Source organism: Burkholderia sp. AU30280 (assembly GCF_020420125.1).
Classification (GTDB): domain Bacteria; phylum Pseudomonadota; class Gammaproteobacteria; order Burkholderiales; family Burkholderiaceae; genus Burkholderia.
This window is the reverse complement of the sequence record NZ_JAIZRY010000017.1, coordinates 74,817-96,312: the sequence shown is the minus strand read 5'-3', so window position 1 is coordinate 96,312 and position 21,496 is coordinate 74,817. Positions and strand designations below refer to the sequence as shown.

General features: G+C 66.5%; 23 protein-coding genes and 1 tRNA gene. 15 read left to right on the top strand and 9 right to left on the bottom strand.

The features are described from left to right. The first annotated feature begins 90 nt into the window (after positions 1 to 90). Entirely contained in the window at positions 91 to 483 is a 393-nt protein-coding gene (locus LGN17_RS30995) for an MAPEG family protein (RefSeq protein ID WP_226200825.1), read from the top strand. Positions 484 to 640: 157 nt separating this feature from the next. Then, positions 641 to 925, top strand: coding sequence for a PAAR domain-containing protein (locus tag LGN17_RS30990; RefSeq protein ID WP_048242675.1), 285 nt, complete (start codon positions 641 to 643; stop codon positions 923 to 925). 58 nt (positions 926 to 983) lie between these two features. Here the strand turns inward: LGN17_RS30990 and LGN17_RS30985 are convergent, their stop codons facing one another. Together LGN17_RS30985 and LGN17_RS30980 are read right to left on the bottom strand one after the other, a co-directional pair. Next, positions 984 to 1,295, bottom strand: coding sequence for a cupin domain-containing protein (locus LGN17_RS30985; RefSeq protein ID WP_226200824.1), 312 nt, complete (start codon positions 1,293 to 1,295; stop codon positions 984 to 986). Positions 1,296 to 1,370: 75 nt separating this feature from the next. Next, on the bottom strand, positions 1,371 to 2,054 hold the full coding sequence (locus LGN17_RS30980; protein WP_175956430.1) for a DJ-1/PfpI family protein: 684 nt from the start codon (positions 2,052 to 2,054) through the stop codon (positions 1,371 to 1,373). A 117-nt stretch (positions 2,055 to 2,171) separates the two neighbouring features. Between LGN17_RS30980 and LGN17_RS30975 the strand changes: the two genes are divergently transcribed. The 3 genes from LGN17_RS30975 (at position 2,172) to LGN17_RS30965 (ending at position 5,429) form a co-directional block, all read left to right on the top strand. Beyond that, positions 2,172 to 3,143: a GlxA family transcriptional regulator gene (locus LGN17_RS30975; RefSeq protein WP_226200823.1), complete on the top strand. Its 972-nt coding sequence runs from the start codon at positions 2,172 to 2,174 to the stop codon at positions 3,141 to 3,143. Between the two features lie 179 nt (positions 3,144 to 3,322). Beyond that, positions 3,323 to 4,297: a LysR family transcriptional regulator gene (locus LGN17_RS30970; RefSeq protein WP_226200822.1), complete on the top strand. Its 975-nt coding sequence runs from the start codon at positions 3,323 to 3,325 to the stop codon at positions 4,295 to 4,297. A gap of 307 nt (positions 4,298 to 4,604) precedes the next feature. After that, a complete protein-coding gene (locus LGN17_RS30965; RefSeq protein ID WP_226200821.1) occupies positions 4,605 to 5,429 on the top strand; it encodes a hypothetical protein in 825 nt (274 codons plus the stop codon). Between the two features lie 57 nt (positions 5,430 to 5,486). Here the strand turns inward: LGN17_RS30965 and LGN17_RS30960 are convergent, their stop codons facing one another. The 6 genes from LGN17_RS30960 to LGN17_RS30935 all read right to left on the bottom strand — a co-directional run bounded on the left by LGN17_RS30960 (position 5,487) and on the right by LGN17_RS30935 (position 10,783). After that, entirely contained in the window at positions 5,487 to 5,831 is a 345-nt protein-coding gene (locus tag LGN17_RS30960) for a hypothetical protein (RefSeq protein WP_226200820.1), read from the bottom strand. Positions 5,832 to 5,834: 3 nt separating this feature from the next. Further along, entirely contained in the window at positions 5,835 to 6,209 is a 375-nt protein-coding gene (locus tag LGN17_RS30955) for a hypothetical protein (RefSeq protein ID WP_226200819.1), read from the bottom strand. Between the two features lie 169 nt (positions 6,210 to 6,378). Then, positions 6,379 to 6,455: transfer RNA gene (locus tag LGN17_RS30950), tRNA-Met, on the bottom strand. 139 nt (positions 6,456 to 6,594) lie between these two features. Next, positions 6,595 to 8,253: an MFS transporter gene (locus LGN17_RS30945; RefSeq protein ID WP_175970917.1), complete on the bottom strand. Its 1,659-nt coding sequence runs from the start codon at positions 8,251 to 8,253 to the stop codon at positions 6,595 to 6,597. A 236-nt stretch (positions 8,254 to 8,489) separates the two neighbouring features. Beyond that, entirely contained in the window at positions 8,490 to 10,037 is a 1,548-nt protein-coding gene (locus LGN17_RS30940) for a sensor histidine kinase (RefSeq protein WP_175956444.1), read from the bottom strand. 17 nt (positions 10,038 to 10,054) lie between these two features. Continuing rightward, complete coding sequence (locus tag LGN17_RS30935) at positions 10,055 to 10,783, bottom strand: response regulator transcription factor (RefSeq protein WP_226200818.1); 729 nt, start codon at positions 10,781 to 10,783, stop codon at positions 10,055 to 10,057. Between LGN17_RS30935 and LGN17_RS30930 the strand changes: the two genes are divergently transcribed. From LGN17_RS30930 to LGN17_RS30885, 10 genes are all read left to right on the top strand, one after another. Further along, positions 10,782 to 10,922, top strand: coding sequence for a hypothetical protein (locus LGN17_RS30930; RefSeq protein WP_159068969.1), 141 nt, complete (start codon positions 10,782 to 10,784; stop codon positions 10,920 to 10,922). The two genes, LGN17_RS30935 and LGN17_RS30930, sit on opposite strands and share 2 nt — an antisense overlap. A 50-nt stretch (positions 10,923 to 10,972) precedes the next feature. After that, entirely contained in the window at positions 10,973 to 12,043 is a 1,071-nt protein-coding gene (recA, locus tag LGN17_RS30925) for a recombinase RecA (RefSeq protein WP_175956449.1), read from the top strand. Beyond that, positions 12,043 to 12,912, top strand: coding sequence for a recombination regulator RecX (recX, locus tag LGN17_RS30920; protein ID WP_226200875.1), 870 nt, complete (start codon positions 12,043 to 12,045; stop codon positions 12,910 to 12,912). The genes recA and recX overlap by 1 nt, the downstream gene beginning before the upstream one ends. Positions 12,913 to 13,058: 146 nt before the next feature. Then, complete coding sequence (locus LGN17_RS30915) at positions 13,059 to 13,664, top strand: DUF2889 domain-containing protein (protein ID WP_175970921.1); 606 nt, start codon at positions 13,059 to 13,061, stop codon at positions 13,662 to 13,664. Positions 13,665 to 13,732: 68 nt separating this feature from the next. Beyond that, positions 13,733 to 14,899, top strand: a complete 1,167-nt coding sequence (gene sucC / locus LGN17_RS30910; RefSeq protein WP_006755512.1) for an ADP-forming succinate--CoA ligase subunit beta — start codon at positions 13,733 to 13,735, stop codon at positions 14,897 to 14,899. A 68-nt stretch (positions 14,900 to 14,967) separates the two neighbouring features. Continuing rightward, a complete protein-coding gene (gene sucD, locus LGN17_RS30905) occupies positions 14,968 to 15,849 on the top strand; it encodes a succinate--CoA ligase subunit alpha (protein WP_006477916.1) in 882 nt (293 codons plus the stop codon). A 156-nt stretch (positions 15,850 to 16,005) separates the two neighbouring features. Next, positions 16,006 to 16,710, top strand: a complete 705-nt coding sequence (locus tag LGN17_RS30900) for a TerC family protein (RefSeq protein WP_226200817.1) — start codon at positions 16,006 to 16,008, stop codon at positions 16,708 to 16,710. Between the two features lie 97 nt (positions 16,711 to 16,807). Next, a complete protein-coding gene (locus LGN17_RS30895; RefSeq protein ID WP_175956453.1) occupies positions 16,808 to 17,404 on the top strand; it encodes a pilin in 597 nt (198 codons plus the stop codon). A gap of 153 nt (positions 17,405 to 17,557) precedes the next feature. Next, on the top strand, positions 17,558 to 19,336 hold the full coding sequence (locus tag LGN17_RS30890; RefSeq protein WP_226200816.1) for a PglL family O-oligosaccharyltransferase: 1,779 nt from the start codon (positions 17,558 to 17,560) through the stop codon (positions 19,334 to 19,336). 453 nt (positions 19,337 to 19,789) lie between these two features. Next, a complete protein-coding gene (locus tag LGN17_RS30885) occupies positions 19,790 to 20,140 on the top strand; it encodes a TonB family protein (RefSeq protein WP_226200815.1) in 351 nt (116 codons plus the stop codon). A gap of 119 nt (positions 20,141 to 20,259) precedes the next feature. Here the strand turns inward: LGN17_RS30885 and LGN17_RS30880 are convergent, their stop codons facing one another. Continuing rightward, positions 20,260 to 21,465, bottom strand: coding sequence for a hypothetical protein (locus LGN17_RS30880; protein WP_226200814.1), 1,206 nt, complete (start codon positions 21,463 to 21,465; stop codon positions 20,260 to 20,262). Between the last annotated feature and the right edge of the window lie 31 nt (positions 21,466 to 21,496).

Here is a 21,496-nt window from a genome sequence, read left to right as displayed (position 1 = left end):
GCTGCTGCGGGTTTCCGTGATAGCCGCGCGTGTCGGCCACGGGTACGATCGCCGGATGTGCCGCGCATGTCCGCTTTTGCCGGGAGTCCCATGCCGATCCATCCCGTCGCGCTTGTTTGTACGGCCACCCTTGGGCTGCTGCTGTTCGGGCTCGGGCTCGTCGTCTCCGTCACGCGCTTCCGGTGCACCACCGGGTGCGGATGTGCGCCCGATCCGGCGAACGGGTTGCACAAGATCGTGCGCGCGCACGGCAACACGGCCGAATACGCGCCGTTTCTCGCGGTGCTGTTTCTCTACTTCGGCACACACGATCCATCGCGCGCGATCCTGGCACTGATCGTCGCGGCGACCGCGTGCCGTTGCCTGCTCGTGATCGGCTTGCTCGCGTGGCCGACGATGGCCAGCCCGAATCCCGTGCGTTTCGTCGGCGCGCTCGGCACATATCTGTGCGGTGCTGCGCTGTGTATCGCGTTATTCGTCTGAACGGCGGCTCGCGTCGCCATACGGCATGGGTCCTGATCCGGTGGAGCGGCTGCGGCGGGCGGTGATATGCTCGCGGGACGCCCGCGACCGACGGGCGGATTCCGACTGCCTGCGCGCTGCCGCGTTCCACGGCATTTCCGAGGGAAGAACCGACAACATGAGCCGCAAATTCATTCTGAAGGGCGACACGACCGACCACGGCGGCGTCGTGCTCGAAGGGATCGCCAATTCGTCGTTCGACGGACGCGAACTCGCCTATCTCGGCGCACCGGTGTTCTGTGCCGCCTGCAAGTCGCCGGGCGTGATCGTGTCCGACGGCGGCGAGCGGACGATGACCGTGATGGGCAAGGTCGTCGCGCTCGAACACGACCTGTGCCAGTGCCTGTGCACGCCGCAGCCGAAGCTGATCGCGTCGCAGGCCACCGGGACGATCACCGGATGACACCCGCCGCGCGGAGGCGGTTGCCATCCGCGCGGCATCGACACCCGGCCGCCGGCCGTCAGACGCTGCCTTCGGTTTCGATCACGAGGATGCGGGCTTCCCCGAGCGGATGCGCGACGTGCTCGGCGCCGGCCGACGCGTGGAACACGTCACCCGTTTCGAGCACCGTCGCGTGCTCGGCGCCTGCTTTGCGATAGCGCATCTCGACGCGACCGTCGAGCACCGCGAACACTTCCTCGCCGTCGTTCACGTGCCACCGGTAGGGCTGGTCGGTCCAGTGCAGGCGGACCGTGATGCCGTTCAGGTTCGCGATGTCGAGCGCGCCCCACGCGCGGTCCGCGGTGAACGCGGCGCTGCGGATGATGTTCATCGATGTGTTCTCCGGCGCGGATGCGCGTCGTCTTCCCGTCTTCAAGTCTTCCAGTCGATTTTCCGGCGTCCGCATTCAGCGCGACATCGCGCGCAGCGCCTGTTCGATCGTCGCCTTGCGCTTTGCAAAGCCGGCCGCCGAACGTTCGGTGACGCGCTTCACGATCGCTGCCGGTGCCGTGTCGGGCGAACCGGCGTCGAACGGCGGCGCGGGGGCGTATTCGAGCTGCAGCTGGATCGCCTGCGCTGCTTCTTCGCCGGCCAGTTCCGCGGCGATCGTCAATGCGAAGTCGATGCCGGCCGTGACGCCGCCGCCCGTGATCAGGTTGCCGTCGCGCACCACGCGCTCGTGCACCGGCACCGCCCCGAGCGGTTCGAGCAGCGAGTGGAACGCCCAGTGCGTCGTCGCGCGCCGCCCGCGCAGCAGGCCGGCAACGCCCAGCAGCAGCGCACCCGTGCAGACCGACGTCACGTAGCGCGCGGCGGCCGCGCGCTGCTGCACGAACGCGATCGTTTCGGCATCGAGCAGCAATTCGTTGATCCCGATCCCGCCCGGAATGCAGATCACGTCGAGCGGCGGGCAGTCGTCGAACGTGCAGGTCGGCGCGAGCGCGAGCCCGCTGCTCGATGCGACGGTGTCGCGCGACTTCCAGACCAGATGAACGGTTGCGTCGGGCAGCGAAGCGAGCACGTCGTGCGGGCCGGTGAGATCGAGTTGCTGGACGCCCGGAAACACGAGAAAGCCGATATGCAGGGTCATGCGAAGACTCCGATTGGAAGGGGAACGGGCCGTAGCCGGTACGGGATGGACAGATCGATTCTAGGCGCGTAGTGTTTGGCGAAATTGCCATATCACCCACGTTTTCAGCCAATCGCCATGCCTGCCGCCCCGCGTTCGATCCTGGTCCTCGCGTTCCCTCGTGCACAGCTGCTCGACGTGTCGGGGCCGCTGCAGGTGTTTGCGTCCGTCAACGAGCTGGCGCAGGAGCGCGGCCAGCCGGCGCCGTATGCGCCGCGCGTCATCGCGGCCGAGGCGGGGCCCGTCGAGACGTCGTCGGGCCTGGTCGTGATGGCGCAATCGCTGCGCTCGGCTCCGCGCCATCCCGACACGTTGATCGTCGCTGGCGGCAAGGGCGTGCATGCGGCATCCAGGGATGCGCGGCTGGTGCGCTGGGTGCGGCAGCAGGCGGCGCGCACACGGCGCGTGGCATCGGTCTGCACGGGCGCGTTCCTGCTCGCCGAGGCTGGCCTGCTCGACGGACGGCGTGCGGTCACGCACTGGGCGCGCTGCGATGAATTCGCGGCGCGCTATCCGAACGTGCGCGTCGAATCCGATCCGATCTTCATCCGCGAAGGCGCGTTGTGGACCTCGGCCGGCGTGACGGCCGGCATCGATCTCGCGCTCGCGCTGGTCGAGGAGGATCTTGGGCGGGCGACCGCCCTCGACGTCGCGCGCGAACTCGTCGTGTTCCTGAAGCGCCCGGGCGGGCAGGCGCAGTTCAGCACGATGCTGTCGATGCAGCGCACCGACGACAGGTTCGGCGAACTGCACGCATGGATGGCCGAGCACCTGACGGCCGACCTGTCGGTGCCCGCGCTGGCCGAGCGCGTGCGCATGAGCGAGCGCAGCTTCGTGCGCCACTACCGAGCCGGAACCGGCCGCACGCCCGCGCGCGCGGTCGAGCAGATCCGCGTCGAGGCCGCGCAGCGCCTGCTCGGCGAAACGGCATGGCCCGTCAAGCGAATTGCCGCGCGCTGCGGCTTCGGCTCGGAGGAGACGCTGCGACGCTGTTTCGTGCGCGTGCTGGGCGTGTCGCCGCAGGGATATCGCGAGCGATTCGTGCGGTAACGCGCGGCGTGTGGCTGTGATCGGGCCGGAACGATCGCCGCGTGGAACTGAACGGAAATCGATCGCTTTCCAGTCCGAAACGCCGAAATTATTCGGGATCGGATAACAATGGGTGGGGGCTTGTGCCGTGCCCGTCGCGCGCTCTATTCTGTTCCGTTGGCGATTCGAAGGGGGGCAGTATGGACCGAATCCAGGCAATGGAAGTTTTTACCCGCGTGGTCGACGCGAACAGCTTCACGCGCGCGGCCGACACGCTCGCGATGCCGCGCGCGTCGGTGACGACCATCATCCAGAACCTCGAGGCGCTGCTCGGCGTGCGCCTGATGCATCGCACGACGCGCAGGCTGTCGCTGACGCCGGAAGGCGCGGCGTACTACGAGCATTGCATGAAGATCATCTCGGAGATCGCGGAGGCCGACGCAAGTTTCCAGACCGGCAACCGCAAGCCGAGCGGCGTGCTGCGCGTCCACATGCCGAGTTCGCTCGGGCGGCGCGTCGTGCTGCCGTCGCTGTCGATTTTCCGGCAGCGCTACCCGGACATCACGCTCGAACTGGGGCTCTCCGATCGTTACGTGGATCCGATCGAGGAAGGCATCGACTGCATGATCCGGGTCGGGCCGCTCGAGGATTCGTCGATGGTCGCGCGGCGGATCGGGATGCTCAAGCGCGTGACCTGCGCGTCGCCCGATTACCTCGCGCGTCACGGCGAGCCGCACGAGATTGCCGATCTCGCCGAACATCATGCGGTGAATTTTCGATCGAGCCACGGCGCGCGGCCGATTCCGTGGGTGTTCATGATCGACGGCAAGCCGTTCGAGGTGCGGATGAACGGGAGCGTCACGGTCAACGATTCGGATGCCTATGTGACGTGCGGGCTCGAAGGGTTCGGGATGATCCAGCCGACGCTGTTCATGGTGCTGCCGAACCTGCTCGACGGCTCGCTGGTCGAGGTGCTGCCGGACTGCAATCCGAAGCCGAAGCCGATTTCCATCGTCTATCCGCACAACCGGCATCTGTCGCAGAAGGTGCGCGTGTTCGCCGACTGGATCGCGGAGGTGTTCGAGTCGACGCCGTCGCTGGAAGGTGGGGAGAACTGGCGCGGGCGGGTGGAGGCGCAGGCGGCGAAGCTGCAGAGAGGGGCGGTGGCGGCGTGAAGTGCCGCATGGCGTGCAGCGAGCGCGCCGGAGGGCATGCATGCGTCTCGATGCGCAGAAGCAAGGCGATGGTGATGCGCCAGGTACGGGCGCGACATGCGCCGTGCCCGGCCGCGCATGCAGATCTGCCGGTTGACCGATGTTGCGACTTTTTCGACACATCTTCCGCTCGGCGATCCCGCCCGAAACGGTTGAGCCCCTGACAACCCCGACAGTTATCCTTTAATCGACGGATTCGTTCAATTCGCGCAGCGGCTTTCCGCATGCGGTGGAGAGGCCGCGGCCGAGATGACTGCGGCGACAAGAAATGCTTGCGACTACCGGGGGAACCGTGTCGAAGTCGATGACGATCGTTCGACGTCTCGCGTGCCTGTTGTGCGCGCTGGCGCTCGGTGCATGCTCGAAAGACTGTAGCAACATCCTTTCCGGTAATCATTCGACGGCGTGCGATCTTGCGTGGGGAGCCGCGATGGTGGTCGTCACACCTTATGTGCTGGTGTCCAACGCAATCGACGAGCACCGGCAAAATGCGCGCGAAGAGGAAACCTGGAAGCGGTGGAAAGCGGGCGATCCCCCGGTCGTTGCGGAATGCGTGATCGACTGCCGGTTACCGTTGCACGTGACTCAGTCCACGTCGGGCGAGTTTGAGCAGCTCTTCGCACGCAGTCTCGATCAGATCATCGCGTGGTGGGGCGAGCACCCGACGCCCGGCCAGCTTCCCGTCGTGGCAGTGGCCTACGAATACAAGGGGCGACGCTTGATGGAGTCGGATCCGGTTGCGGCCGAAGCCTTTCTGCGCACGGCCGCCGCCATGGTGGCCGAACCGGAAATGGCCGAAGGCCTCGAATCGGACTATTTTCCGATGGGCGTCGTATCGAACAACAAGCCGTACTACGAGAAGGCGGCGCAGGAGATCCAGGAAAGCCTGATGATCCTGCGTTTCAAAAAGAACGGCGCGGGCGCCGGCGATTTCAAGTGTCAGCCTATCGCGGCATGGCCGCCGAGTTACCCGGTGAAGCTGGATGACGCGTGCGATCACGCGTATCAGCGCCTCTATGATCCGGAATACAAGCGGCTTTTCTATACGTATCAGCGTATCGACAGCGTTTATGAGCCGGTTCGGCCGAAGTAATGTGCGCGTCTCGTCGCTGGGGCGGCGCGCCCGATCGGCCGTACGGATGGCGGCTGATCAGGACGGCAGTATGCCGATGCGCGGACTCAGGCATGCGTAGACGAGGCTGAAGGCGAGCAGTGCGAACAGCAGCGACGTGACGATGCGGGCGACCGTGCGTGCGCGCTCGATCCGGATGAAGAGCGTGCCGCCGACGAGCATCAGCGCCACGCCGATGTAGAAGCTGTTGGCGAAATCGCCGAGGTCGGGTTCGACGAGGCTGTCCGCGAAGCTCATGTAGTCGTAGCTCAGCAGGCGGTGCAACTGGTCGGGCGTCGACAGGTTGGCGAACGTGCCGGCGACGGACACGAGCCCGATCAGCGTGAACAGCGAGGCGATGACGATCGTGATGCGCCGCTTCATCGGTCAGCCCACGTTGTAGAACGCCTGGATCTGCGCGTTGACGAGCACGATCAGCATGACGAGGGCCCAGCCGAGCACGAACGCAAAGCGCTTGCCGCTGCGATGGGCGTCAAGTGCAAAGCGCGCGGCCATAGCGTTGAGCGCGGCCAGCACCAGCACGTAGAAGCGGCTGGCGAACAGGTCCGCCTCGGGGATCGCGCGATCGACATGATTGACCCAGTGATAGGTGATCGGTTTGAGGGCGAGGCCTTCGCCGATCACGGCGGGGTCGAGCAGGCGGGAGAGCGTCGGAGCACCGGCGCCGGCATAGCAAAGCACGACGACCCCCAGTGCGAGGGCGGTGGTGCGCCATGTCTTGTCGGGAGTGGTCGGGATCATCGGGTGACGTCGGCCGTGCGCTGGACGGTGTCATTGTGCCTGCGAAGCAGGGGCGGTGTTGATGCACGACTGAGGTGGCGCGAAGGTTGGCTCGTGAAAGCGGAACCGGCGCATCGGACGATGCAAATGAAAAAGCCGCTGTTCCTTTCGAAACAGCGGCTCTCGCATTTGGTGGCGAATCAGGGATTCGAACCCCGGACCTGCGGATTATGATTCCGTCGCTCTAACCGACTGAGCTAATTCGCCGAAGACTTGAATTATGTAGATCGACGGTCGGGCTGTCAACACCTTTTTTTCATCTTACGTGAAAAAAGGTGCCGGCGGCCCATGCCGGCCTGGGCGCGGGGCGGGTTGCCGTTCACCGGAACCCGCTCGCTCCTCGCTCTCAATCCTGCGCGTAGATGTTCGAGTCCTTCGTCTCCTTGACGAACAGCAGGCCGATCACGAAAGTCGCCAGCGCGATCACGATCGGATACCAGAGGCCTGAATAGATGTCGCCCTTCGCCGCGACGATCGCGAACGCGGTTGCCGGCAGGAAGCCGCCGAACCAGCCGTTGCCGATGTGATAGGGCAGCGACATCGACGTGTAGCGGATCCGCGTCGGGAACATCTCGACCAGCATCGCGGCGATCGGGCCGTAGACCATCGTCACGTAGATCACGAGGATCGTCAGGATCACGATCGTCATCGGCCAGTTGAGCTGCGCCGGGTCCGCCTTCGCCGGATAGCCGGCCGCCTTCAGCGTCGACGCGAGCGTCTTGTCGAACGCCGCGCCCTGCGCCTTCGCGTCGGCTGCCTTGCCTTCATAGGCCGGGATCACCGTGTCGCCCACCTTGATCTCGGCCATCGCGCCGGCCGGTGCTGCGACGTTCTCGTAGTTCAGGCCGGCCTTCGCGAGCGCGCTCTTCGCGATGTCGCACGAGTTCGTGAACTTCGATGTGCCCACCGGGTTGAACTGGAACGAGCAAGCGGCCGGATCGGCGACGACCGAGATCGGCGCCTTCTGCGTCGCGAGTTCGAGCTGCGGGTTCGCGTAGTGCGTGAGCGCCTTGAACAGCGGGAAGTAGGTCAGCGCCGCGATCAGGCAGCCCGCGAGGATGATCGGCTTGCGGCCGATCTTGTCCGACAGCGAACCGAAGAACAGGAAGAACGGCGTGCCGATCAGGAGCGCGATCGCGATCAGGATGTTCGCGCTCGCACCGTCCACCTTCAGCGTCTGCGTCAGGAAGAACAGTGCGTAGAACTGGCCCGTGTACCACACGACGGCCTGGCCGGCAGTCAGGCCGACAAGCGCGAGGATCACGATCTTCAGGTTTTTCCACTGGCCGAACGCTTCGGTCAGCGGCGCCTTCGACGTCTTGCCTTCCGCCTTGATGCGCAGGAACACCGGCGATTCGTTCAACTGCAGCCGGATCCACACCGACACCGCGAGCAGCAGGATCGACGCGACGAACGGCACGCGCCAGCCCCAGCTGCCGAACGATTCCTCGCCGATGAGCGTGCGCACGCCGAGGATCACGAGCAGCGACAGGAACAGGCCGAGCGTGGCGGTCGTCTGGATCCACGCGGTGTAGAAGCCGCGACGGTTGGCCGGCGCATGCTCGGCGACGTAGGTCGCCGCGCCGCCGTACTCGCCGCCGAGCGCGAGCCCCTGCAACAGCCGCATCGCGATGAAGATCACGGGTGCGGCGATGCCGATCGACGCGTAGCCAGGCAGGAAGCCCACCACGAACGTCGAGATACCCATGATCACGATCGTCACGAGGAACGTGTGCTTGCGGCCGACGAGGTCGCCGAGGCGGCCGAACACGATCGCGCCGAACGGCCGCACCGCGAAGCCGGCGGCGAAGCCGAGCAGCGTGAAGATGAAGGCGGCGGTCGGATTGACGCCGGAGAAGAAACTCTTGCTGATGTAGGCCGCGAGCGAGCCGGCCAGGTAAAAGTCGTACCACTCGAACACGGTGCCGAGCGACGACGCGAAGATCACCTTCTTCTCTTCGCCCGTCATCGGCGCGTGCGAAATTTGCCCGCCTAACGTTGCCATGAGTCGTCTCCAAGTCCCTTGATATAGATATGCGGCCGCCTCGGGTGGGCGGGCCTGTCGAGGATTATTGGTACGGAAACTTACGGCCGACTGACTCGCGCGTGCAAAACGATTGCGCGGCAATCTGCGTCGAATTGATTGTATTGCGTGCTCATCGTGCTTTGAAGTTCTCGTAACGTCATGCAAGTCGCCGATTTTCGTGCAATCGCGGCGTGCCTGCGCGGCGCGCGTCAGGGTTAATCCGGGGCGGTTTCGGTCAGCGGCAGGCTGACGCGCACGAGCGTGCCGGCGAGGCGCGGTGCGTGCTGGTAGACGTGATCGTCGAGCGTCAGCGTGCCGCCGTGCTGGGTGGCGATCTCGCGCACGATCGCGAGCCCGAGGCCGCTGCCGTCGCCTTCGCGGCCGAGGATCCGGTAGAAGCGCTCGACGACGCGCTCGCGCTCGGCGGCCGGGATACCCGGCCCCGTGTCCTCGACTTCGAGATGCACGCGCCGCGCCGCGGGCTCGGCGCGCACGCGCACCGTGATGCGGCCGCCGTCCGGCGTGTAGCGGATCGCATTGTCGATCAGGTTGCCGAGCATCTCGCGCAGCATCACCGGATTGCCGTCGACGTCGAGCGGCGTGTCGTCCGGCGGGCCTTCGTAGCCGAGATCCATCCGTTTCGCCAGCGCGGCCTGCACCCAGTCGCGCACTGCGCGCCGCGCGAGCGTGGCGATCTCGACCGGCTCGAACGTCAGCCCGCTCGCGCGGTTCTCGGCGCGCGCAAGGGCGAGCAACTGGGTGACGAGCCGCGCGGCCTGCTCGGAGCTCGTCGCGATCTGCTCGAGCGAGCGCTGCACGTCGGGCGGGACGGGGTGGCGCAGCGCGAACTCGGCCTGCGTGCGCAGGCCCGCGAGCGGTGTCTTCATCTGGTGGGCGGCGTCGGCGATGAAGCGCTTTTGCAGTGCCATGTTCTGTTCGAGACGGGCGAGCAGGTCGTTGAACGACGTGACGAGCGGCTCGATCTCGGGCGGCGCGCGTTGCGCCTCGACGGGCGACAGGTCGTCGGGCCGCCGCGCGCGGATGTGCGCCTGCAGCGCGTTGAGCGGCGCGAGCCCGCGCGACAGGCCGAACCAGACCAGCAGGATCGCGAGCGGCAGGATCACGAACTGCGGCAGGATCACGCCCTTGATGATGTCGTTCGCGAGTGCGTTGCGCTTGTCCAGCGTTTCGCCGACCTGCACGAGCACGGGCTGCGGGTTGCCCGATTGCGGTAGCGCGACCGTCGTATAGGCAACCCGCACGTCGTTGCCGCGCAGCAGGTCGTCGCGAAACATGACGACGCCCGGCGGCGGGCGGTCCTCGTCGCGCGGCAGCGGCATGTCGGCTTCGCCCGCGACCAGCTCGCCGCGTGTGCCGAGCACCTGGAAGTAAACGCTGTCGACGTTGTCCGCGCGCAGGAAGTCGCGCGTCTGCTCCGGCAGCGTCAGCTCGGCGACGCCGTTCACCGGATGGATCTGCCGAGCGAGCACGTACGCGTTGGTCTCGAGCGCGCGATCGAACGGGCCGTTCGCGATCGTCTTCGCGACGAGGTAGGTGACGGCGATGCTCATCGGCCACAGCAGCAGCAGCGGCGCGAGCATCCAGTCGAGGATCTCGCCGAACAGCGAGCGCGGGCGCGGCGCCTCGGGCGTATCGGTTTCGTCGGGCGGCGCGAACGGGTTCTCGTAGCGCGCGTCGCGCGCCTCGTCGGCGGCCGACGACGGCGCGCCGGTCGGGTGGCGGGTAGGGGCCGGCGTGGCCATCGCGGCGACGCCCGGTTTCAGGGCGGCGGCGTGCCGGCCGCCGCGGGCTGGGGCGCTGCCGTGTCGGCTGGCGCGGCGGGCGCGACCTTCTCGAGGCAATAGCCGAGACCGCGCACGGTCGAGATCCGCACGCCGCTGGGTTCGATCTTCTTGCGCAGCCGGTGCACGTAGACTTCGATCGCGTTGTTGCTGACTTCCTCGCCCCATTCGCAGAGATGGTCGACGAGCTGCTCCTTCGACACGAGCCGGCCGATCCGCTGCAGCAGTACCTCGAGCAGGCCGAGCTCGCGCGCGGAGAGGTCGAGTACGTGATCGTTCGCATACGCGATGCGGCCGACCTGGTCGAATGCGAGCGAGCCGTGGCGCACGACGGTCGGGCCGCCGCCCGCGCCGCGCCGGGTCAGCGCGCGCACGCGCGCCTCGAGCTCGTTGAGCGCGAACGGCTTGGCCATGTAGTCGTCGGCGCCGAGGTCGAGCCCCTTCACGCGCTCGTCGACGCTGTCGGCGGCCGTCAGGATCAGCACGGGAAGGTTGGAATTGCGGGCGCGCAGGCGCTTGAGGACGTCGAGCCCGGACATTTTCGGGAGCCCGAGGTCGAGGATGAGCAGGTCGAACGTCTGCATCGACAGCGCGGTATCGGCGTCGACGCCGCTCTTCACGTGGTCGACCGCATAGCCCGATTGGCGGAGTGACCGGGTGAGGCCGTCCGCGAGTATGCTGTCGTCTTCCGCGATGAGAATTCGCATGGTGCTGACCGATGGCCGGCAGGGCGTTCGCGCCGGCCGGCTGTCTCCGAAGTTATTCGTGTACAACGCCGCCTGCATTGCGGGCTTGCACAAAACACTGTTTTTTTATACAGTGTCTGCATTCGTGGGCAGCGCTTGAAAGCGGGCGCGCCTCTGACAGACGCTGCTCATCATAGCAAAGGACGATTCATGGAAGATAGCAAGAAGGGCTCCGGGATGACCGCCGAGAAGAGCAAGGCGCTGGCCGCCGCACTCGCGCAGATCGAGAAGCAGTTCGGCAAAGGGTCGATCATGCGGATGGGCGACGGCGAGGCGGCGGAGGACATCCAGGTCGTCTCCACGGGTTCGCTAGGGCTCGACATCGCGCTCGGCGTCGGCGGCCTGCCGCGCGGCCGGGTGGTCGAGATCTACGGCCCGGAATCGTCCGGCAAAACCACGCTCACGCTGCAGGTGATCGCCGAGCTGCAGAAGCTGGGCGGCACGGCCGCGTTCATCGACGCCGAGCACGCGCTCGACGTCCAGTACGCGTCGAAGCTCGGCGTGAACGTGCCGGAGCTGCTGATCTCGCAGCCGGACACCGGCGAGCAGGCGCTGGAAATCACCGATGCGCTGGTGCGCTCGGGCTCGATCGACATGATCGTCATCGACTCGGTCGCGGCGCTCGTGCCGAAGGCCGAAATCGAAGGCGAGATGGGCGATTCGCTGCCGGGCCTGCAGGCCCGCCTGATGTCGCAGGCGCTGCGCAAGCTGACCGGCACGATCAAGCGCACGAACTGCCTGGTGATCTTCATCAACCAGATCCGTATGAAGATCGGCGTGATGTTCGGCAACCCGGAAACCACGACGGGCGGTAACGCGCTGAAGTTCTATGCGTCGGTGCGTCTCGACATCCGCCGGATCGGCTCGATCAAGAAGAACGACGAGGTGATCGGCAACGAAACCCGCGTGAAGGTCGTCAAGAACAAGGTGTCGCCGCCGTTCCGCGAAGCGATCTTCGACATCCTGTACGGCGAGGGCATCTCGCGTCAGGGCGAGATCATCGATCTCGGCGTGCAGGCGAAGATCGTCGACAAGGCCGGCGCCTGGTACAGCTACAACGGCGAGAAGATCGGCCAGGGCAAGGACAACGCGCGTGAATTCCTGCGCGAGAATCCGGAAATCGCACGCGAGATCGAGAACCGTATTCGCGAATCGCTCGGCGTCGTTGCCATGCCCGATGGCGCAGTCAACGAAGCCGAGGCGGTGGACGAAGAAGAGTGATGGTCGGGCGCCGGGGGCAGGCTGGCGAGCCGGAGGAGAGCGACGCGCCCGAAACGGCGGGTCGCTCCGGCCGGCGAGCCGGATCCTCGGGCGCCGATCGGCGGGTCGCTGGCAGCAATGCCGCGAACCGCACCGAGACGAGGGCATCCGACGATGCCCTCGTTTCGTTTGAGATTGCCGCACCGGACGATCCGTTCGACGACGATGAATCGTTCGACGCGCACGACCGCTCCCGTCGTCGTGTTTCCGGTGTCAGCTTCCCGGGCGATCGCGCAGCCGATGCGGCGGCGCCGGCCAGGGAAGATGTCTATACGCGCAGCAGCCAACATCCGCGCCGCACGCGTCGCGCGTCGGGTGCTTCTTCCGGTACCTCGTCAGGCGACGCTCCGGGCGCCGCCGAGCGCAAGTCGTCGAAGCCTCAGCGATCGTTGAAGGGCCGCGCGCTCGGCTATCTGTCCCGCCGCGAATACAGTCGCGCGGAACTCGCGCGCAAGCTCGCGCCCTACGTCGGCGAAGACGAATCCGTCGACCCCGTGCTCGACGCGCTGGAAAAGGAAGGCTGGCTGTCCGATGCGCGCTTTGCCGAGAGTCTCGTACATCGTCGCGCGTCGCGTGTCGGCGTCGCGCGCATCGTCAGCGAACTGAAGCGTCATGCGGTCGGCGCTACGCTCGTCGAGGAGGTGAACGCCCAGCTTCGCGAGACCGAATGGGCGCGCGCGCAGGCAGTTTGGCGCAAGAAATTCGGTGCACTGCCGCAAACGCCGGCCGAGCGTGCGAAGCAGGCACGCTTTCTTGCCGCGCGCGGCTTCTCGAGTGCGACCATCGTGAAGTTGCTGAAGGTCGGCGACGATTTCCCGATCGACGACTGACCGCGCCGATCGCGCGCATGTCGCGCGATTTTGCTGCAATGCAACCACTTCCGGACAGGCGGGAATACCCGCCGTCGCGTCAAGCTGTCTCAAATACCCGATATGCTAAAATCCGTGGGTTTTCCTCTTCGGCCTCAACCTCCAGCATGCCGCTATCCGAGCCCGTGCCCCGTCAGTTGCGACATCAACGCGCAATCCGAGCGGAAGCTTACGAGCGCGGCGACGGCTTGTGGGACATCGAAGCCTGCCTGACCGACCACAAGCCGCGCGATGTCGCGCTTGCGTCGGGCATCCGGCCCCAGGGCCTGCCGATCCACGAACTCTGGCTGCGCGTGACTATCGATCGTGACCTCAATGTCGTCGACGCCGAAGCGTCTTCGGAATGGGTTCCCTATCCCGGTCACTGTCAATCCGCCTCTCCCGCCTATCGGGCCCTTATCGGGCTCAATCTCTTCCGCAATTTCCGTCGCAACGCGAACCGGCTGCTCGCCGGCGTCGCAGGCTGCTCCCATCTCACCGAACTGTGCGCCGTGTTGCCGACGGCAGCGATCCAGGCGTTCGCCGGTGATGTGTGGAACGTGCGCGAGGAGGGGGGCGAAGGGCCGGATCATGGCGACGCGCACGACGAAGCGCCTTTCCAGCTCGGCCGCTGCCGGGCGTTGCGGTTCGACGGCGAGGTCGTGCGGCAGTACTACCCGCGCTGGTATGGCGCGCGGCCGGACGTGCCCGGTGAAGGCAGCACGAAGGAATGAACGGAAATCATTCGAAGAAGCGTCTAAAGCGACTTTTCATCCAACTCTCAGACTGAAGGGAATCACGCATGAAGATTCACGAGTACCAGGGTAAGGAAATCCTGCGGAAATTCGGAGTCGCGGTACCGCGCGGCAAGCCGGCGTTCTCGGTTGACGAGGCCGTCAAGGTGGCAGAAGAGCTCGGCGGCCCGGTATGGGTCGTGAAGGCTCAGATTCACGCGGGTGGCCGTGGCAAGGGCGGCGGCGTGAAGGTGGCGAAGTCGATCGAGCAGGTTCGCGAATACGCGAACCAGATCCTCGGCATGCAGCTCGTCACGCACCAGACCGGTCCGGAAGGCCAGAAGGTCAACCGCCTGATGATCGAAGAAGGCGCCGACATCAAGCAGGAACTGTATGTCAGCCTCGTCGTCGATCGCATCTCGCAGAAGATCGTGCTGATGGGTTCGAGCGAAGGCGGCATGGACATCGAAGAAGTCGCCGAAAAGCACCCGGAACTGATCCACAAGGTCATCGTCGAGCCGTCGACGGGCCTGCTCGACGCGCAAGCCGACGACCTCGCCGCGAAGATCGGCGTGCCGGCTGCGTCGATTCCGCAAGCACGCGCGATCCTGCAAGGCCTGTACAAGGCATTCTGGGAAACCGACGCATCGCTGGCTGAAATCAACCCGCTGAACGTCTCCGGCGACGGCAAGGTCATCGCACTCGACGCGAAGTTCAACTTCGACTCGAACGCGCTGTTCCGCCACCCGGAAATCGTCGCGTACCGCGACCTGGACGAAGAAGATCCGGCTGAAATCGAAGCGTCGAAGTTCGATCTCGCGTACATCTCGCTCGACGGCAACATCGGCTGTCTCGTGAACGGCGCAGGCCTGGCGATGGCGACGATGGACACCATCAAGCTGTTCGGCGGCGAGCCGGCGAACTTCCTGGACGTCGGCGGTGGCGCGACCACGGAGAAGGTCACGGAAGCGTTCAAGCTGATGCTGAAGAACCCGGATCTGAAGGCGATCCTCGTGAACATCTTCGGCGGCATCATGCGCTGCGACGTGATTGCGGAAGGCGTGATCGCCGGTTCGAAGGCCGTGAACCTGAACGTGCCGCTCGTCGTGCGTATGAAGGGCACGAACGAGGACCTCGGCAAGAAGATGCTGGCCGACTCGGGCCTGCCGATCATCTCGGCGGACAGCATGGAAGAGGCTGCGCAGAAGGTCGTCGCGGCTGCCGCAGGCAAGTAAGCGCGCTCAATGAATAGGTATGGCGGCGCGGTTTGCACGCGACGCCAATCGAACAGAGGTCAAAATACATGTCGATTCTGATCAACAAGGACACGAAGGTCATCACGCAGGGCATTACCGGCAAAACCGGTCAGTTCCATACGCGCGCCTGCCGTGAATACGCAAACGGCCGCGAAGCATTCGTCGCGGGCGTGAACCCGAAGAAGGCCGGCGAAGACTTCGAAGGCATTCCGATCTACGCAAGCGTCAAGGAAGCGAAGGCGGAAACCGGCGCGACCGTGTCGGTCATCTACGTTCCGCCGGCAGGCGCGGCGGCTGCGATCTGGGAAGCGGTCGAAGCCGATCTGGATCTCGCGATCTGCATCACGGAAGGCATTCCCGTGCGCGACATGATCGAAGTGAAGGACCGCATGCGCCGTGAAGGCCGCAAGACGCTGCTGCTCGGGCCGAACTGCCCGGGCACGATCACGCCGGACGAACTGAAGATCGGCATCATGCCGGGTCACATCCACCGCAAGGGCCGCATCGGCGTCGTGTCGCGTTCGGGCACGCTGACGTATGAAGCGGTTGCTCAGCTGACGGCACTCGGCCTCGGCCAGTCGTCGGCAGTCGGTATCGGCGGCGACCCGATCAACGGTCTGAAGCACATCGACGTGATGAAGATGTTCAACGACGATCCGGATACGGACGCAGTCGTGATGATCGGCGAAATCGGCGGTCCGGACGAAGCCAATGCGGCAGAGTGGATCAAGGACAACATGAAGAAGCCGGTCGTCGGCTTCATCGCCGGCGTCACGGCGCCTCCGGGCAAGCGCATGGGCCACGCCGGCGCGCTGATCTCGGGCGGTGCGGATACGGCCGAAGCAAAGCTGGAAATCATGGAAGCGTGCGGCATCACCGTCACGCGCAACCCGTCGGAAATGGGCCGTCTGTTGAAGAAGGCGCTGTAATATTTCCACCTGGGTTCGTCCTGCAGAAAACGCCGGCTTTGCCGGCGTTTTTTGTTATGCTCGCGCAATGAATTCGTAAGCACCGGGCATGCATCGCGCATGTGCCGGCGATGAACCGGGTCGCCTGCGGGCGGCCGCCGTCCTGCCCGTCACGCCATGCTCGAATTCCTGACGTCGCTGCACTGGGGCGCCGTCCTCCAGATTGTCATCATCGATATCCTGCTCGGCGGCGACAACGCGGTCGTGATCGCGCTCGCATGCCGCAACCTGCCCGCGAACCAGAGGCTGCGCGGAGTCGTCTGGGGCACCGCGGGGGCGATTCTGCTGCGCGTCGCGCTGATCACGTTCGCGGTTGCAATGCTCGACGTGCCGTTCCTGAAGCTCGGTGGCGGGTTGCTGCTGTTGTGGATCGGCATCAAGCTGATGGCACCGGCCGCCGACGCGCACGACGACATCAAGCCGGCCAGCCGGCTGTGGGACGCCGTGAAGACGATCGTGATCGCCGACGCGGTGATGAGCCTCGACAACGTGATCGCGATCGCGGGCGCGGCCGAACAGGCCGACCCGTCGCACCGGATCGCGCTCGTGATCTTCGGGCTCGTCGTCAGCGTGCCGATCATCGTGTGGGGCAGCACGCTGGTGCTGAAGCTGCTCGACCGTTTCCCGATCGTCGTGGCGCTCGGCGCCGGGCTGCTCGGCTGGATCGCGGGCGGGCTGATCGTGAATGACCCGGTCGGCGACCGCTGGCCGGTGCTCGATACGCCGGAGGTCCTCTACGGCGCGAGCATCGCGGGCGCGCTGTTCGTCGTGGCGATCGGTTACACGCTCAGGAAGCGCCGCGACGCGCCGCACGCGCACTGACATTGGCCGTCCGGCCGACTGCCGGATTCATGGCCCGCTGGCTACGATCGAGACGCCTGCCTTTATCGGCAGGCGTTTTTCGTTTCCGGAGCCTGCCATGTTCGAAGCCTTTTCCGTTTCCCTGTTCCGTCGCGTGGCCGCCGATCTGCGGCGCGCGAACCGGCCGTCGCCGCGCTGGCGGCCGGCCGGCTTCACGCTGATAGAACTGATGATCGTGCTGGCGATTGTCGGCGTGATCGCGGCCTATGCGATTCCCGCGTACCAGGATTACCTTGCGCGCTCGCGCGTCGGCGAGGGGCTCGCGCTCGCGTCGTCCGCGCGGCTTGCCGTCGCCGACAACGCCGCAAGCGGCGCGAGCCTCGACGGCGGCTACAGCCCGCCGGCCGCGACCCGCAACGTCGAATCCGTCGCGATCGACGGCGAGACTGGCCAGATCACGGTTGCCTTCACCACGCGCGTCACCGCGGCCGGCGCCAATACGCTGGTGCTCGTGCCGTCCGCACCGGACAAGGCCGACGCGCCCACTGCGCGCGTGCCGCTCAAAAAGGGCGCGATGCAGGCGGGTGCGATTGCGTGGGAGTGCTTCGCCGCCGGCAAGAATGCGTCGTCGTTGCCGGCACCGGGGGCCGGGCCGCTGCCGGGCGACGCCGCGACGCTGCCGGCGAAATATGCGCCGGCGGAGTGCCGCGCGTAGTGATGGCGGCGGGGCTGGGCGGTGCGGGCCGCACCTGGGCAGCCGCCTCAGCCGGTCGAGGTGGCCACGCGGTGTCGGGGCGCAGCGCGAAGGCCCCGCACAGAGGGGGGAAAGTTTTGTATAGTGCGCCGGTTGCTGACATCCGGTTCGCTCATGCCTTCTACTTTTTCCCGTTCGTTGCCGCTCGTTGCGCTGGCTGTCGCCCTGATCGTGCCGTACGCAATCACGAATCACACGTATCCGATTCCGACTTTCTATTCCGAGTTTTCCGCGCTGGTGCTGTACCTGCTGGTGGGTGTGTCCGTCGTGCTGCTCGCGCGCACGGGTCGCCCGGCCGAGCCGTTTGCGGCGCCGGCCGCGTTCGCGGCGCCGCTCGGGTTCGCCGTGGTGCTCATCGCGCAGGTCGCGCTGATCCCGCTCAAGGTGCCGTCGATGAACTGGCTGGCGGTCGGCTATCTTGCCGCCGCGCTGGTCGCGATGCAGGCCGGCTATGCGCTCGCACGCGACGGGCTGGCCGAGGCCGTGTCGCGGATGATGGCCGGCGCGCTGCTCATCGGCGGCGTGTTCGCGGTCGGAACGCAGATCGTGCAGTTGTTCCACCTCGAGTCGGCGGTGTCGCCGTTCGTCGTGACGTACAACGTCGCGGTCGATCGCCGTCCGTACGGCAACATGGCGCAGGCGAACCATCTGGCCAGCTACATCGCGTTCGCGCTCGCGGGCGGGCTGTATCTCGTGCAGGTGCGCCGGCTCGCGGTATGGGCATGGCTCATGCTGTCGATCGTGCTGTCGGTCGGCCTTGCGCTGACGGTGTCGCGCGGGCCGTGGCTGCAGGTCGCGGTGATGGTCGTCGCGGGCTTCTGGATGGCGTGGCTCGAATCGCGCCGCGCGCCGGGCAATGCGCGCGCGTGGGTCATCCCGGTCGTGCTCGCGGTGGCGTTCATCGCGGTGAACGTCGCGGTGCGCTGGGCGAACGTCCATTACCACCTGGGTCTCGCGGAATCCGCGGCTGACCGGATGCGTGACGCGGGGCAGATCGCGCCGCGCCTCGCGCTGTGGAAGTACGGGCTCGCGATGTTCCGCGAGCATCCGCTGCTCGGCGTCGGCTGGGGCGAGTTCCCGTCCCACCAGTTCGCGCTCGTGCGCGCGCTGGGCGGCGTCGAGATCGCGAACAACTCGCACGACATCTTCATCGACCTGCTCGCGAAGTCCGGCCTCGTCGGCCTCGGTGTGCTCGTCGTTGCGCTCGTGACGTGGTTCGTGCGTGCGGTGCGTGCGCCGCAGTCGAGCATGCGCGTGTTCGGCTTCGCGCTGATCGGCATCCTGCTGATGCACGCGCTGGTCGAGTATCCGCAGCAGTACATGTTCTTCCTGTTGCCCGCGATGTTCGTGATCGGGCTGCTCGAGGTGAAGCCGCTGCGCATCCTGCCGGGGCGTGCGGCGTTCGGGTTGTTCGCGGTGCTGTCGGTCGGCGGCGTACTGGCGGCGGTGCCGGTGCTGCGCGACTACCAGCGCGCGGAAGTGCTGTATTACGGCAGCGATCCGGCCGCGCAGTACCGCGATGCGCCGTCGCTGCTGTTCGGTGCGTGGGGCGAATACGGTGCGGCCACGCTGCTCCCGATTTCGGCGGATGACCTGCCGGCCAAGCTCGCCGCGCATGAGCGCGCGATCGCGCTGCTGCCTGGCGAGACGGTGCTGCGCCGCTATGCGGTGCTGCAGGCGCTGGCCGGCCGCGAGGCCGACGCGCTCGACACCGTCGCGCGCCTGCACGTGTTTGCGAAGGAGTTGAAGGACTGGCCGCAGCAACTGGCGGCGCTGTACAAGCTGTGCGACCAGCAGCCGGCGCTGAAGCCGTTCAAGGCGGCGGTTGTCGCGAAATATGGCGAAGTTCCGGCCGATGCGGCCGACGACGAGGACGACGACGATTCGGATTGATGCGCGCAGCGCTTGCCGGAACGGGGAATTCCGGCATGTGCCGTGCCGTGAGGAAGTAGCGGCGCGTGTCGGGCGTTAAAGCTCGGCGCCAACCCGCCGAATCCGGCGCGTATCGATTACCTCGCGGATCGCGTGGATTCCAGCCGAAGGCGCGGCGATTCGCGTCAACCATTGTCAAATCGCCGCCGCTCGCCGGGCCGCGCGTGCACAATGCGCGAAAACGCTCGCGTGCCGGCCTGTGGCAGGCGGGGGCCAGCGCGAACACAGGCAACACCCGGCCACCGGGGAAGTCCGTCACGCAGGATCGCGGCCGAGCATCGATCGGCCGTGCGGCCTTAACGGGGCGCCGGTCCGATGGCCGCGGCGCAGTGTGACGCATGCGATGCGGCCGGGCGGCGTTTTCCGGTGCGCGGCGCGTGCGTCCTGAACAGTGCTGAAGAACGATATTCGACCATGTCTATTCGCCCGACCTACCTGATCTTGCCCGCCGTCGCGATGCTGTTTTCCGGCTGCGCGATACTGACGTCGTCGCAGGAAAGCAAGTTGACCTGCCACATACCGCGCGCCGTCTACCCGGATACCGCGAAGCCGCTCACGCGCCCGGCGACCGTGCTCGTGCGCGCGCTGATGACGACGTCCGGCGAAGCGCAGAACGTCACCGTGACGACCAGCAGCCGCAATGCGGCTGCCGACCGCGCGGCCGTCGACGCGATGACGCACGCGACCTGCGTGCAGACGGGCGCGACCGCGAACCCGTTCCTGCTGACCCAACCGTTCGTATTCGAGCCGCAGCGCGGCCAGTGATGCATGGGCGGCGCGCCCTGCGTGCGGGTTGCTGTCCGGTTTCCTTTCCTGCCGGCCGCTTCGTTGCGCATGGCCACTGACAGTCGGTGCGCGGCCTGCGCAGCGCACACGCCCGACGTTCAGTGCTGCGGCATCAGGTTCGCGCCGCGGCAAGCCGGCTCGGCCGCCGTGCTCAGCCCGAGCAGCGTGAACCCGTTGCGTTCCTGGCGAATCAGCGCATAGTGCCGCGCAACCGTTTCGCCGGTGCTGCCCGTCAGATCGAGCTCGACCTGAAAGCGGTCCTTGCTGTCCGAGCAGCCGCGCACCGGGCCGTACGCGAACCCCCGGCCGGCCGCCTTGCCGGCCTTGTCGAACGCCTGCCGGCCTTTCAGTGCGGCCGCTGCGGCGGCGGGCTCGCTCCATTCGCGCGCCAGCGCATCGTCGACCTTCAACCATTCGTCGACGAAATCGCGGCCGTTGAGCGCGACGGGCTGTACGCGCTGTACGGTGCCGCCGTCGACGCGATAGCGAAAGATGCCCGGCCGTGTCATCACTTCGCTGTCCATCGAGCCGACCGTCGCGCGCACCTCGAAGCCGTCGGGGCGCACCTTGAACCGGATCGGGTTTTCGTCGAGCACGTAGTCGTTCGCGGAATGGAACACCGTGCGTTGCGCAGCCGAGCCGTTGGCCGGTGCGACCACGTCCGCGGCGAACTGGCTCCAGCGCGACGCGCACCACGGCGTGCCGTGGACGACCGCGACCTGCCCGCCGGGCAGCGCCGAGAACCAGAATCCGGCACCGTACGCGCCGCCGATGTCCTTGTAGTCGTCGGCCTGCCAGCGCAGCACGCGCCGCCAGCCGCCGTTTTCCCATGCGTAAGCGGTGAGCAGGTTGTCGTCGCCGCATGCGATGTCGAAGCCGGCGCGCACGAAGAGCAACGGGCGGGATGTGCCGCCGCGTTCGACGTCGACGTCCGGATTGCGACCGAACGCCGATTCGCCGTCTTTCGGCTGGACGGGCCGGGCCGGCACGCCGAGCGCGGCCGCGAGCGTGCGTTTCAGCGCGACCGGATCGACCTGTTCGTCGCTGCAAGCGAGCCGCGCATCGATCGTGCCGACGAGCGCCTGCTTGTAAGCACGCAGCGCATCGCGCAGCGGCGGCGAAATGTCGACGCCGCCGCCGTCGCTCGGCGGAATTCGGATCTGCTGCACGCGGTGCTGCGCGTCGATGGCCGCGCGCGCGGCCGTGTCGGCAGCGGGGCAGGCGCCGGCGGCCGATGCGGCAGCCGGCAGCAGGGAGAGCGCGCACAGCAGCGGCGCGCCGTATTTCAGCGTGAGGTTCTTCATTGGTGATGTGTTTTTCTGGCTTTTTATCGTT